This window comes from Alteromonas sp. ABM1_013 (assembly GCF_056160505.1).
The window spans coordinates 257,184-271,340 of record NZ_JBSWXH010000001.1; the positions used below are offsets into that span (position 1 = coordinate 257,184).

General features: G+C 45.3%; 8 protein-coding genes. 3 read left to right on the plus strand and 5 right to left on the minus strand.

Annotation, left to right across the window (positions count from 1 at the left end):
* Positions 1-48: 48 nt before the first annotated feature.
* Positions 49-2,910, minus strand: coding sequence for an RNA polymerase-associated protein RapA (gene rapA / locus ACXAGK_RS01155; protein ID WP_474853541.1), 2,862 nt, complete (start codon positions 2,908-2,910; stop codon positions 49-51).
* 336 nt (positions 2,911-3,246) lie between these two features.
* On the opposite strand from rapA, the gene ACXAGK_RS01160 reads away from it, so the two are divergent.
* Positions 3,247-4,038: a DUF4019 domain-containing protein gene (locus tag ACXAGK_RS01160; protein ID WP_474853543.1), complete on the plus strand. Its 792-nt coding sequence runs from the start codon at positions 3,247-3,249 to the stop codon at positions 4,036-4,038.
* A 9-nt stretch (positions 4,039-4,047) separates the two neighbouring features.
* Here the strand turns inward: ACXAGK_RS01160 and ACXAGK_RS01165 are convergent, their stop codons facing one another.
* Positions 4,048-5,415, minus strand: coding sequence for a gluzincin family metallopeptidase (locus ACXAGK_RS01165; RefSeq protein ID WP_474853545.1), 1,368 nt, complete (start codon positions 5,413-5,415; stop codon positions 4,048-4,050).
* 218 nt (positions 5,416-5,633) lie between these two features.
* Here ACXAGK_RS01165 and ACXAGK_RS01170 point away from each other — a divergent pair, with 218 nt between their 5' ends.
* The gene (locus ACXAGK_RS01170) at positions 5,634-7,709 is read left to right on the plus strand and encodes an extracellular solute-binding protein (RefSeq protein ID WP_474853547.1); all 2,076 of its coding nucleotides are present in this window, start codon (positions 5,634-5,636) and stop codon (positions 7,707-7,709) included.
* Positions 7,710-8,016: 307 nt separating this feature from the next.
* The gene (locus ACXAGK_RS01175) at positions 8,017-9,414 is read left to right on the plus strand and encodes a PhoH family protein (protein ID WP_025256610.1); all 1,398 of its coding nucleotides are present in this window, start codon (positions 8,017-8,019) and stop codon (positions 9,412-9,414) included.
* A gap of 113 nt (positions 9,415-9,527) precedes the next feature.
* Here the strand turns inward: ACXAGK_RS01175 and ACXAGK_RS01180 are convergent, their stop codons facing one another.
* From ACXAGK_RS01180 to ACXAGK_RS01190, 3 genes are all read right to left on the minus strand, one after another.
* The gene (locus ACXAGK_RS01180; RefSeq protein ID WP_474853549.1) at positions 9,528-10,505 is read right to left on the minus strand and encodes a hypothetical protein; all 978 of its coding nucleotides are present in this window, start codon (positions 10,503-10,505) and stop codon (positions 9,528-9,530) included.
* A 273-nt stretch (positions 10,506-10,778) separates the two neighbouring features.
* Positions 10,779-12,164 (minus strand): siroheme synthase CysG, encoded by a 1,386-nt coding sequence (gene cysG, locus ACXAGK_RS01185; protein WP_474853551.1) that lies wholly within the window; start codon positions 12,162-12,164, stop codon positions 10,779-10,781.
* Between the two features lie 129 nt (positions 12,165-12,293).
* Entirely contained in the window at positions 12,294-14,084 is a 1,791-nt protein-coding gene (locus tag ACXAGK_RS01190) for a DEAD/DEAH box helicase (protein ID WP_474853553.1), read from the minus strand.
* Positions 14,085-14,157: the final 73 nt, after the last annotated feature.

A 14,157-nucleotide genomic window follows, 5' to 3' on the forward strand; every position in this document is an offset into this window, starting at 1 on the left:
TGTACTCGTTACTTCAACGTTGTTCTTTCAGTGCTTAACATTTCGCATTTACGGGTTGTTCACCACAATACGTATTGCGTCTAGCTGAACATCGGCTTCCTGAATGACCTTATCGAGCGCATTCATTTGCGTTTCAATAAATTCAATTTCGCTATCGCGCACAGCAGGATTGCGCTTTTGAAGATCGCGCAAGCGCTGTATTTCATCATTCAATGTGCTATGCATATCGTTAAGGGCATCATGCTGCTTTTGGTTAGCCTCATGATGGGCAAGCTTACGTGCTTTCTCGATTGCAAGTTCAAGCGGCTGTTGCAGTGCTTTTAGAAGTTGAGAAGAAATTTTGCGGCCAATTTTACGCTTAACATCAAAACTTAAGTCAGAAGGATTGCCCTGCGCATCTAAACATACCCGCACAGGCGTTTGTGGCAAGAAACGGCCTAATTGAAGCGTTTTCGGCGCTTGTGCATGCAGCACAAAAAGGGTTTCTATCCAGTAGGCGCCCTTCGGTAAAGATGGCTCGGCAATAAAGCCCATGCTGCTTTTTCCGTGTACGTCGGTGAGTACTACATCAATCGCGGTATGTACTAGCGGGTGGTCCCAGCTAAGAAACTGTACGTTTTCAAGCGTGGTGGCAACACGGCGCTTGTAAGTGACCGTCATGCCTTCTGGGTCAAGCCCTGGAAGCTGGCTTACCATGGATTCGGTTGGCATAAGGATAAAGCAGTCATTACCTTTTTCGTCCTGCTGAACACCGATAGCGTCAAATACACGGCCCATAAAGCGCGACAAATCTTGTTCGCTATCAAGTGTAATAATGTCTTCAAGCAGTTGCTCTACACGGCCTTCTCCAGAAGCATTAAGCTCAAGAAGTCGATCGCGACCGGCTTCAAGCTGTGCCACCAGTTGGCTATTTAGCGTAACGCTCATGTTTACAAGCTCGTCACGGGCACTCATATCGTCAGGGTGCAAGCAGGCACCAATAAGCAAAGGCTTAACGTCGTCGAACACGCCAGAGCCGGTCGGACAGGTCTTCTCAAAGGCATTAAGTCCTTCGTGATACCAATCTAGTAAGACGTGCTGCGCGGTTTTCGCTAAATACGGCACGTGAATTTGTACAGTTTGAGTTTGGCCAATACGGTCAAGACGACCAATACGCTGTTCAAGCAGGTCTGGCGTAATGGGCAAGTCGAACAGAACCAAGTGGTGAGCGAACTGGAAGTTACGGCCTTCACTGCCAATTTCACTGCACAATAGAATTTGAGCGCCGTCTTCTTCGTCAGCAAAGTAATGGGCGGCCTTATCGCGCTCTACTATGCTCATGCCTTCGTGGAATACACTGTGGCGTATGCCGGTTTGCGTGCGAATGACTTCGCCTAACTCTTGTGCCGTACGAGCGCTTGCGCAAATAAGCAGAATTTTTTCTGGCTTAACGCTTTGCATAAAATCTAGCAGCCATTCAACGCGAGGGTCGTGCTTAGTCCAGCTATTAACCACGCTTGCCATACGCTCAGGGTATAGTGAATAGGTTAGGTCGCCACCGCTCACTGCCTCTGAATAAACCTCCGGCAACGCCAATTCATATGCACTTAGTTTACGCTCTGGGAACCCTTCGATATTGGCGCGGCGATTTCTAAATAGCATGCGACCTGTACCGTGACAGTCAATAAGTTGATGCAACAACGCATGGCGATTGTCCGGCGAGCTTAAATCACCCGCATGTTCCATTACGTCAGGCGCAAACTCAGCAAGTTTGCTACGTTGCTTGTCGTTAGGCTCGGCGTCTGAAAGTAATGGCGCGACCGCATCGGCGAGCTGACTGTATTTCGATTCTTCATCTAAGAAAGCGTCGTAACTATGGAAGCGAGCCGGGTCGAGTAGGCGTAAGCGTGCAAAGTGGCTCTCGTGACCAAGTTGATCGGGCGTTGCGGTAAGTAGCAATACGCCAGGCGTTTGATTCGCTAGTGCTTCAACACATAGGTATTCGGCAGAAGGAGCCTCACTTGACCACGCAAGGTGGTGGGCTTCATCGACAACCATTAAATCCCAACCTGCGGCTTGAATTTGTTGCTGGCGTTTTTCGCTCTTACTGAGAAAGTCGATACTGCAAAGTACCAACTGATCGCTTTCAAATGGGTTTACTGCGGCTGTGTCAGCTGTATCGTCATCTTCTAGACCTTCGCTCTCTTCTATCGCTTCGCAGCGACTCTCATCGTAAATGGCGAAGGGAAGATTTACACGGCGCAGCATTTCAACTAGCCATTGGTGCATGAGCGAGTCTGGAACCAAGATAAGCACGCGCTCTGCACGACCAGTTTTAAGCTGCTGGTGAATAATTAGCGCTGCTTCAATAGTTTTACCAAGCCCTACTTCATCAGCAAGCAATACGCGAGGCGCGTGTCTTCCGCCTACCTCTGACGCTATGTGTAGCTGGTGCGGGATAAGCGATATACGGGCACCGGCAAGGCCGATAGTACTTGAACGCAAATATTCGTATTGATGGTCTAGGGCGCGTTCACGTAAGTCGAACCATTTCGGATTGTCTAGTTGCTGACTAAACAGGCGCTTTTCAGGTTGGTTTAAGCGAATGTGGCTGTCTAGCATGGTTTCAGGTAAACGCACTTGGGCCTTGGTATCTTCACGAAGCCCGTGATATATAAATAAACCTTGGCTTTCTTCTTTTTCAGTAATGGTCATTTCCCAGCCATCTTGGCTTTTGACCGTTTCGCCAATTTCGAATATTAGTCGCGTAAGCGGCGCGTCCTGCTTTGTGTATTTTCGCGCTTCGCCTGTTGCCGGATACAACACTTCAACTGAGCGGAAATCGTTACCGATAACCACGCCCAGCCCCAGCTCTATTTCGGTGTTGCTTAACCAACGCTGACCAACTAAAAATTGACTATCTGAACTCATAAATCACCAACCTGTTTTTCGGGGGGCGGTATTGTACGCATTGCGTTGTGATAAGTCATTAATACTAGCTTATTTGATTTACGGTTGCAGGTGGAGGACGTGATTGAGTAACTATGCCTCTGCGTCAATAAGACGATTAGCACGAGTAGTGCCTTCATTACTTCACAACGAGAATGCTGGTTAGCAAAAGAATAAGAACGTTAACGTACCCATCAGGCTTGCTTTGTCACAGGGTTGACGTAAAACTGTCGTATCACTGACCATGGATATTTCTTACTGTTAACCGCGTTACGTTTTTAACGTATGTGAAGCGCAGCTAACAGGAGGAAGCGCGAGATGGATATGAAAGTAGACAGTCAAAAGCTTATACAACTTCGCAATGCTAAGGCATGGAGTCAGCAGCATCTGGCAGATGTGTCCGGATTGAGTTTGCGTACTATACAGCGAATTGAGAAAACACAATCTGCATCACACGATTCAATAGGCGCACTTGCTTCGGTTTTCGAAACGACGCCCGATGCGCTTTTAATGGGTGAACCCCTCGCCACTACAAGTCATGCTCAAGGGCAGCCAACCTCGCAAACTTCTACTGCGGGCGAGAATGCCTCAGCTCATCATGCAATTAAACAGCAGCTTGACCGGCCAACGTCGTTGAATCCCCAACATGTTCTTTGGATCACGCTAGCGCTCGCCATCAGTTTGTTTGTTGCTATTTATTATGCGCAAACGGTCAATGCGAACAATGGTAGCAACCAAGTAATTGAAGCTGGCAAGCCAGTTAATGTCAGTAGCGAAGTCCTTGAAGATGCAAAAAGCTGGTTGGAACTTATCGACAGCAGAGAATATGAACAAAGCTGGAAAGATAGTGCGGCTATATTCAGAAGTAATATTTCCCAAGCGAAATGGGCTGAAGCACTTCAGCTTGTTAGAAAGCCTCTAGGCGATCTAAAAAATCGAGAGTTTGCTTTAGCTCAAGCGCCTTCTTCACTACCAGGGTTGCCAAAAGGCAATTACCTAATCTTATCATTCAGCACCCAGTTCACTGAAAGTACCTCTATGAATGTAGAAACACTCTCTATGGTAGAGGTAAATGGTGAATATAAAGCAATAGGGTACTTCATCAAGTAGACCCTTTTATCACTCACCCATGCGATACAGGGTCTGTAAGCCCAGTATCGCCTTTTTATCGTTTTCGCTAGTTGCATTGTTTATGGCGTCAATAAGTTCAGGTGCGTTATAAGGTTCAAGTAATGCTAAGAAGGTCGCTGTGCCAGGCGGCATGCCACTATTCACTACTTTTTGAAGTCGCTTCCATACGGTGAACAGCGACTCCTCACCTAACGTTTTTTGCTGCACCACGCTATCGATGGCGCGGTGCATTACCATTCCGCACGAGTAATAAAGATTGAAGCGTCCGTTCTTATAAGCGTTGGCTAGCGTGCTTTGCGTTAAACCTTGCGTGCAGCTTTCAAAGGCGTGGGTTATACGCCTATCCACATAGCTATTGGCATCTTCATAAAGGTAGTTCATGGCTAGTGCCGCAAAGTAGTCGGCGCTACCTTCATGTAACCATGACTGTTCGTCATTTTCTGAGACGCCGTCGGTATTACCTGGCTGATATAAATGTGCTGCTTCATGGGCAAAGAACCACAACGTCTTATTGGCAAAGTCGATATTCTCAGCGCGTTTGTCCAAATCATTTCGGTTCCAGTGCATAAAAATTTGATTTGGCAGCGTGCCGCCTTGTGAGGAATGACCGTCAACCATGGCGTAAGAAGCAAATAGCATAGGTTTCTCAGTGGCAAGTGAGTTAAGAGAGTGAGAGAAATAAGCCATGATATTGGGCATGTCGTACTTAAGCTTCGCTTGTATGCTCTCAGGTAAGGCTGGGTCAATAAGAGCAACAGCGCTGTCTGTGATAATAGGTTGCTGCTTACCTACATAAACCTGTCTGCCATTATTTTTATCTACCCATGAGGCGCTGCCACTAACTACTTTTCCGTTTAAAACGATATGTTCGCCACTTGGCACTTTAAGGGTGATAGGCCATTCATTATGTTCCTCTTTACAAGTATTAGCACAAGCAAACAGACGACCAGAATGAAAAGCATTGCCACCGTTCGAGAAAGGCGAAAACGGCGCATAGTCTTTGCCCAAGTGTTTGTAAGTGGGGGTGAGTACAAAAGAAACCTTAGAAATAGGTTTTCCCGTTTTAGATCGCACAATTTCTTGTTGTGAAATGGTGTCGTAGGCAATCTCAATGTCACTACTTTTTGGTAGCCAGCGAGTGGTTCTAGAAGCGTCAGGGTTTCGGACGAATACTAGCTGTTGTGAGGGCTTATCAAGGGTATAGCTTAGCTCCCAGGTAGCACCGCTCTCTGTCTGAGTTTTTTCAATTTCGGTGTCGACCTGACTAGCGAAACTTACGCCGTTCGTAAAGTTAGTGATTAACAACACTAAAAGGGTAAGAAAGGGATGAGCTATAGTTCGTAAGGAGGGCGTCACAACTAAAAGATCCTTTTTAAGTGCAGTGATAATGGCTTTCTTTCGCGTATTACGACTGTAGCCAATATCAGCATTTACGTGTATTTCCCGCAAACGACGTTAAAATAATGTTAATGAGGGGTGGCTGATTTAATGTTAGTTTATTTAGTGATAGTAACGCACTTTTTGTTTTTTTCTGCTATTTAAACTTACATCTAATGAACACTGGAAACTATATAATGCCAAATTTAGCGGGTGATGTTGTTTACCTTCTTACCCGTACGTCGATACCCAAAACGGCGATAGGGTTGTACTTGCTATGTTTGGTTTTTCTCCTTGGCACCAATTTTACTTATGCACGCCCTATTAAGCTTGCAACATCAGAGGTAAGCCCCTTTAGCGATAGCCAAGACGTGTCGAAAGGGTACGTGAATGAAATAGTGGTAAAGGCTTTTGAAGAGTTGGGCGAGCCGCTCAATGTAGAGCGTTACCCTCATGCCCGGGCTTTAATGTTGGCGAAAACGGGTGCCTTAGACGGTGTATTTCCTGTTCATGACTACGAAGGTGTTAATGATGCATTTCTTCTATCTGATGCTATCCCAGCGGGAGCGAGTGGATTCCTAATTAGGATGAAAGACTTTAAAGGTAGCAGTGAAATACCTAATCTAGTTGAATGGCTCAAACGACAAAACTTGCGAGGAATTGGGCACCTCAGAGGCACAGTAGCGCCGCAATTTTTATCAAATGAAGCGTTTTTCAATATGTACCCAGGAAAGTCTACGGTTAATCTATTAGATTTACTTGGAAGAGAGAGAATTGATGTTTTATTCATTGATAAGTATAGCGCCAAGGAAGCATTAGTTAACGAGCGACCTAGCCTCAAAGGTGAGTTTATATTTATCCCTGGGAAGGAAGTGCAATGCTCTTTTCATCTAGCGCTTTCGAAACAAAACCCTAAGTCTTCCAAGCTAATTGAGAAGTTCAACCTAGCGTTACAGAAACAAAAACAGAATGGGCTTTTGGCGCGCACACTCGAAAAGTATGGTGTATATAACACTTCACAAAACGAAGATGCATTAATTGTTGGCGCGCCAGATATTAATGCTGTTTTTAATGCAAAAGCATACCTGGATAAATACGGCTCTCCTCTATTACTGTCAAATATCCAATGGCGAATAATGGATGAAACCGTTTTACGCCGCCGATTGCTCGGTAATTTTTCAGTTAATGAAAATAGCTTTGATTTGGTACTAATTGGTAATTACGGGCTTCCTATTTGGGCGAAGCGGGATATTCTCGTTCCTTTTAACACGCATCCTGACGATTATGATATTGATGATGTCATTCCTGCAGCTCTTAATGCAAACACCGTTAACGGTAAACTTTACGGGTTACCGTTTGTCGCTGAAACAACACTGACTTTCTACCGAAAGGACCTGCTTGATAAGTTTAATTTAAGCCTTCCCTCAGTGCTCACATATACCGACGTTAAGGCGCTCGCTCAACAAGTACATATGCCCGAAAAAGAAGTTTATGGCGTAGGGCTTAGAACGCGCGTGGGGTGGGGACAGAATATGGCATTAGTGAGTACCATGGCCAATACCTATGGGGCATCGTGGTTAGATGAAAAAATGCGACCTACCCTAGACAGCACGGCGTGGCTTGATGCAGTAAATATGTATGCTGACCTTGCAAAGAACGTTGGCCCCCCAAGAAATGAAGATATGGGGTGGCAAGAGAACCAAAAACTTTTTGCTCAAGGCAAGTTAGCGTTTTTCATTGATGCCTCTTCTTTAGGCGGCGCGCTATTTGATAAAAACTTCTCTAAGGTTACTCAATCCACTGGCGTTACTTATGCGCCGCTCGGAACGCAACAGAAAGGGGCGCAGTGGTTTTGGTCATGGAATTTTGCCGTTCCGAAACAATCGCGCTATGTGAAAGAGTCCCAGCGACTTGCGCATTTTTTAACATCAAAAACCTTTATTGATGACCTCAAGAAAGTTAGCGGTGAATACGCAGCCCCTTCAGGTACTAGGCATTCTACGTATTCAAGTGCTTATCAGCAAGTCGTGCCTTATGCTGCGTTTGAGCACCAAGCGTTGAAGTTACTTTCAAGCGATGAACCGAGTGAATCCATGATTGGAAGCCAGTTTATCCCTATCCCAGAGTTTACTGCTATTGGCTATGCAGTAGGGGCACAAGTCAATGACGTGGTTACCGGTAAAAAAAGCGTGAAGGCGGCATTAGAAAGCGCGCAGAATCAAACAGAGATAATTTTAGAGCGCGCTGGGTACTTCACGAACAAAGAGAACTAGCTTGTTAGCATTGCGTATGTGAAAAAAGACCAAGACGATTGCGCTTTACATTTGTTCTAAATGAAAATAAAAAAAGAAAAAACAGTGCTAAATCTTAAAAACTGGATTATGGTGGAATTAAGGGTTCGCTAATTCAACTGACGAACCTTTGAGGCAGAAAGTGTAGTACTGCTTCTCAGTCGACGCGAGTAGGGGAAGAAGTCCTGTTTCGAGCGGCATTCTCCTACAACCGTAACTGTAGCTTGTTAGTGCGCGGGTTCATAAATGAACTATGCGCCTAACCTGGCTTTATTTACCGGAGTGAAGGATGCCAAAAAAAAATTCTACCGATACTAAGATTTACGTCCTCGATACCAATATTCTGCTGCACGAACCTCACGCTTTTCTCTCCTTTAAAGAACATGATGTTGTTATTCCAATGACCGTATTGGAAGAACTCGACTACATAAAAGACAGTAAGAAAGACGTGGCGCGCGACGCACGGGTATCCATTCGGGCGATGGAGGACTTACTCCACGACGCAACGCCAGAAGATATGCTTGCAGGTGTATCGATGGAAGGACTTGGCGCGGGGCAAACTGCGCCTACAGGTAGCCTATCTATCTTTGCCGACCTTAATATGGTCGAAGCCCAGCAAGTTTTTACCAGCAACGAGAACGACAATCGTATTATCAACGTTGCGCTGCACTTGCAAAAGACCTTTGCGCCGCAAAAAGTGGTGTTGGTAACCAAAGACTTAAACATGCGCCTTAAGGCAAAAGGGGCCGGCCTTGCTCATGTTGAGGACTATCGAACCGACCAGCTTATTACCGATATCAAATATTTATCTCGCGGGTTCCATACCTTTGAGGGAAATTTCTGGGACAGCGTAAAAAGTGTGGATAGTCGTAGTGAAGGTCGAGACACCATTCACACCATACCAAAATCCATGTTGCCCGAGGCCTATGTAAACGAGTTCTTACTCGATGAAACAAGGCAGTTTGCAGGCCTTGTTGAAGAGATCACCGACGATCATTTAGAAGTACTGGATTTAGGTTACGAACGCTTAATGGGTCGCCATGCCTGGGGCATTACACCAAAAAATATAGGACAGGCAATGGCGCTTCATGCCCTGCTAGACCCGCATATTGATATGGTTATTCTCACAGGGCCTGCAGGCAGCGGTAAAACGTTACTTGCGCTAGCGGCTGCCCTTGAAATGGTGGTAGAGCGCAACATGTATGACAAAATCATTGTTACGCGCAGCACGCCAGAAATAGCGGAGTCTATTGGCTTCTTACCGGGTACTGAAGAAGAAAAAATGCTGCCTTGGTTGGCGGCGATTACTGACTCACTTGAAGTACTTCACAAGCATGATGAAAATACGAAAGGCTCTATGAACTACATCATGGAAAAGGCCAATATCCAGTATAAGTCGGTAAACTTTATGCGAGGCCGAAGCATTCAAAATGCGATTGTAATCTTGGATGAGTCGCAGAACTTAACGGCATCACAGCTTAAAACCATCATCACCCGTTGTGGTGAAGGAACTAAGCTCATTGTAGGTGGTAACTTGGCGCAAATAGACAGTAACTACTTAAGTGCTGTGACTTCGGGCCTGACCTATCTAGTTGAGAAATTTAAAGACTTCTCGGGCAGTGCCACCATTAATCTAGATGGCGTTGTAAGAAGTCGACTAGCGAGCTTTGCAGAAGAAAACCTCTAGCGAGTTACTCTTCCCAAGTATTTTATTTAAAGCGCCTTAATCAAAAAGGCGCTTTTTATTTTTACATTCAGTGAAGATATTTTCCCAATACACCAAGGATGAATTTGTTCCTTTTATTCGACAGTTTCCACTTGATAGCGCCCAGTGACAATGTGGCGTTCGGTATCTTCAGATACTTGTCCAAATGGAATGAGTGCTGGGCCAGTGGGGTCGTAGAGCACGTAGGTGTCGCCCTCGTGCTCTATAGTTCTGTCATCGGCCATGGGCGTCAAGGCAATGCCGAGCAAGGCATGATTTGGTAAAAATACCATGATCATTTTGGTTGACGGTAAAAATGCGCGAACCATTGACGATGCCAATACTGCCTTACTGTCGCAATCACCAAGGTTCTGCATAAGTACGCTGACAGGCGGCGCATAGCCAGAGCCATTACTTACTACTCTGTCTTCTAATGTGTCGTAAGGGATACTTTGAAGCCAACTAAGAAGTAGTGAAAAATATCCTCTGTAGTCTGACTGTACGTTCACCTTTTCATAAAACGCCTGCGATGCTGTTATTAAAGGCTTTACCGACTCGGCAACATATCGGACATGATCGGGTTTTATTGCCTGTTGATTAAACAAGGTAGTGAAGCGGGTAAAGTAATGATCTTGCAAGTACTTATCGTACTCTTGTTGCTGAATAGCTTTTAAATTATTGAGTATTTCTTCAACTTGCGCTTCGTCTGAGCCTGTCACTTGAATATCAATAGACTCTCTTTTTGGCGTTATCTTCACACGCGCAACTTTAGGGTCTATTTTTTTAGCTTCTTTGGTTAATGCAACAATAATGTATCGCTGTGCTATTTTCGGTTTGTAGTTAGCTTGCTGAGAGGGGGCTTCTTTCATTGCACTTTTAGATAACTCAAAAGAAATGGATTGTCGCGTATTATCGTTATCTAGCCATTCGTAGCTAAAATTTACCCCAGTATCCGTGTTAACTTTGCTGTATTTAAGCTGTTCGCCATGTGCAGCAGTCAATAAGAAAAGGCTAGAAAGCAGCATAAGCATGCTGGCTGGTTTTAATGTGCTAAGCGCGTGAAATTGAGACACGAATACATATCTTTTCAACGCATTTCTAATCATTGTCTGTGCATCGCACTTCACACGGTTTAACACATCTTATCCCACATATTCATCACATTACTGAGTATGCGCGCCTATATGTAAAAAACAAGTTTATGCTGAATTTGGTCTAAGGGGATTGAGAGACGAAGCCACGTTAAGGTGCTCTTTGGATAAAACGCAGCCTTCGGCTGCTAGAAAAAACAAACCCCTCCGGAAAAAAAGAGGGGTTTATCATCAATCTGAGGTGACATATGTCGCCTATTCTTGAAACCAGTTTAATTCATCGTGAAGGCTTACTACGCTACCCACAATAATCAGTGTGGGCGGCTGAAGCTGCGCTTTTTCCTGCTTTTCCACAATGTCTTCTAGTGTACCGGTTAACACCTGCTGCTTTTCAGTAGTGGCTGACTGAACCAGTGCTATTGGCGTTGAGGCATCAAGTCCGTGCTCAATCATTTTTTCACAAATGATAGGCAAACCGGTTAGCCCCATGTAAAACACAGCGGTTTGATTTTTTTGCGCAAGGGCAGGCCAATTAAGTTCTATAGTGCCGTTTTTTAAATGGCCAGTAGCAAACACCACAGACTGTGCATGATCTCTATGAGTAAGTGGAATGCCTGCATAGCTTGATGCGCCGCTTGCTGCGGTAATGCCGGGAACTACCTGAAACTCAATACCGTGCTGAATAAGAGTTTGAATTTCTTCTCCACCACGCCCAAATATGAAGGGGTCGCCGCCTTTTAAACGCACCACGCGATTACCTTTTTTCGCTTCATCAACCATCAGCTGATTAATATCGTCCTGAGGAAGCGTGTGATTGCTTTTAGCCTTACCTACATAGATTTTCTCCGCATCGCGACGCACAAGCTCAAGAATTTGTGGGGAAACTAAGCGGTCGTAAACAACAACGTCAGCTTTTTGCATTAAGCGAAGGGCGCGAAAGGTAAGCAAGTCTGGATCGCCAGGACCTGCCCCTACCAAATACACTTGCCCTTCGACTTTTTTGTCTTCGGCGGCAGCTTGTAGTGCCAATTCAAAGGCCTCATCAGCTTTTTGGTCTTGGCCCTTTTCAACCATTTCCGCGATGTCGCCGTCAAGTACGTCCTCCCAAAAGTAGCGTCTTGCGGTTACACCGTTAAGCGTCTGTTTTACTTTTTCGCGGAATTTTTCAGAAAACGCGCCCAATCGACTTAAATTGGCCGGCAGAACAGTCTCTAATTTCTGACGTAAATAACGCAGCAGAACCGGCGCAACACCGCCACTGCTCATAGCGATAATAATGGGAGAGCGGTCAACAATAGAAGGGGTAATAAATTGGCATAGTGGCGTGTTATCTACCACATTAACCAAAACTTTGTTGGCGCGAGCTAAGTCGTGAATATACTGGTTAACATCGCCTTTATCCGTGGCAATAAACACCATGTCTTTATGGGTAAGGTCGCTATTTTCAAACTCACGTTCTATCAGCGTGACTTTCTCATTTAACGCTAGTTGCTTAACCGTGTCACAAACCCAAGGTGCAACCACTGTAATGGTTGCAGGCGTCTTCATAATAAGCTCTAGCTTACGGGCTGCCACTTCACCGGCCCCAACAATAAGGACATTGAGTTTTCTAGCGTCTAGGAATAGCGGAAAGTAATCCATAAAGGTTTTCTTAGCTTTAAATACAAAAAAAGAACTGACACTATTTTGCGCCAATTCTTTTTAATTAGAAAACAACGAAAACAGCCTTCATATTGCAATTAGTTATATAAAGGCTGAATGTGTTGCTATTTAGTTCTTACGCTTACGGTTTTCGCGGTCTCCGCGATTGCCTCGGTCTTCACGGTTGCCGCGAGGTGCTCTGTCACCGCGATTACCACGATCGCCACGACCTTCTCGCTTAGCCGGTGGCGTATCAGACCATTCGCGAATATTTAAACGCTGACCTGCAACACGTGTGCCTTGAAGCGTATCGCGGGTTTCCTTAGGCATGCCGTCAGGAAGGTCTACCGTGCTGAAGTTGTCATAAATTTCGATAGCACCAATGTGCTTCGAGTTTATGTTTGCTTCGTTCGCAATAGCGCCTACGATATTGCCAGGCTTAGCGCCGTGAACATGACCTACTTCAATACGGAAGCGCTGCATGCCTTCTTCTGGCTTGCGGTTGCCACGTGGCACTCTTGGCTTTCTTTCGCGACCATCACGAGAGTTTCTATCACGGTTGTCGCGCGGAGGCTTGCTATTAATGTCTGGTCGATCTGATTCTTTAAGAATTAACGGCTCGTCGCCTTGCGCAATTTTAAGTAGCGCAGCCATGATGGTTTCAGGCGATGCTTCGTTTTCTTCTTTAATCATCTCAACAATAGGCATTAATGATTCAATGCTATCGTCTTGAGTTGCTTCGGCAACTGACTGCTTAAAGCGGCTTAAACGGGTCTCATTGATTTCGCTAATTGAAGGAATAGGCATCGCTTCAATAGGCTGCTTAGTGGTTTTCTCAATCGAGAACAACAAGCGCTTTTCACGGTGAGAGATAAATAAGATTGCATCACCTTGACGACCAGCACGACCGGTACGACCAATACGGTGTACATATGACTCACTGTCATACGGGATATCGTAGTTGATAACGTGGCTTACACGCTCAACGTCAAGACCACGGGCTACTACGTCAGTAGCTACAAGGATGTCGATCTTACCCTGTTTAAGCTTTTCAACAGTACGCTCACGGGCGGCCTGAGGAATATCACCGTTTAGCGGCTCTACATCGTAACCACGGGCAGACAGTTTATCTGCTAATTCAACAGTAGCGGTTTTCGTACGTACGAAAATGATCATACCGTCGAATACTTCCACTTCCATGATGCGGGTTAGCGCTTCAAGTTTGTGGTGCGGTGCAATTTGGCAGTAACGCTGACGAATCGTACTTGCTGTGCTTACCTTTGAGGCAATTTTAACGTGCTTAGGGTCTTTTAAATAACGCTGAGTAATTTTCTTAATTGGACCAGGCATAGTTGCCGAGAACAGCGCAGTTTGGCGCTCTTCTGGTGCGTGGCTAAGAATAAGTTCAACGTCATCAATAAAGCCCATACGAAGCATTTCATCAGCTTCGTCTAACACTAAGAACTTAAGTTCGCTTAAGTCTAGTGTTTTGCGCTTTATATGGTCGATGATACGGCCTGGTGTACCTACAACCACTTGAACGCCGCGCTTAAGCTGGCGAATTTGGTTGTCGTACGACTGACCGCCGTATACTGGAAGTACTTTAATTTTTTGACTAAAGCTCGCATAAACCTGAAACGCCTCTGCAACCTGAATAGCTAGTTCACGGGTTGGGGCCAATACCAGTAATTGCGGCTTACGTTGCTCAGGATCGATATTTGCCAACATAGGCAGGGCAAACGCAGCGGTTTTTCCTGTCCCTGTCTGTGCCTGACCGAGTAAATCGTGTCCTTCTAGAATAAGAGGAATACTCTCAGCCTGAATAGGAGACGGTTTCTCGTAGCCAACTTTTTCAAGGGCTTGTAAGATTGGTTCTGGTAAATTGAGGTCTTTAAATGTCATGTCGACAGTTGTGGTCATTAAGGGTCCTGGTGCATTAAGTAAGGAGGGTGCGGCATACGACTAAACCGTACTTTTTCGGTTTATTATCGCA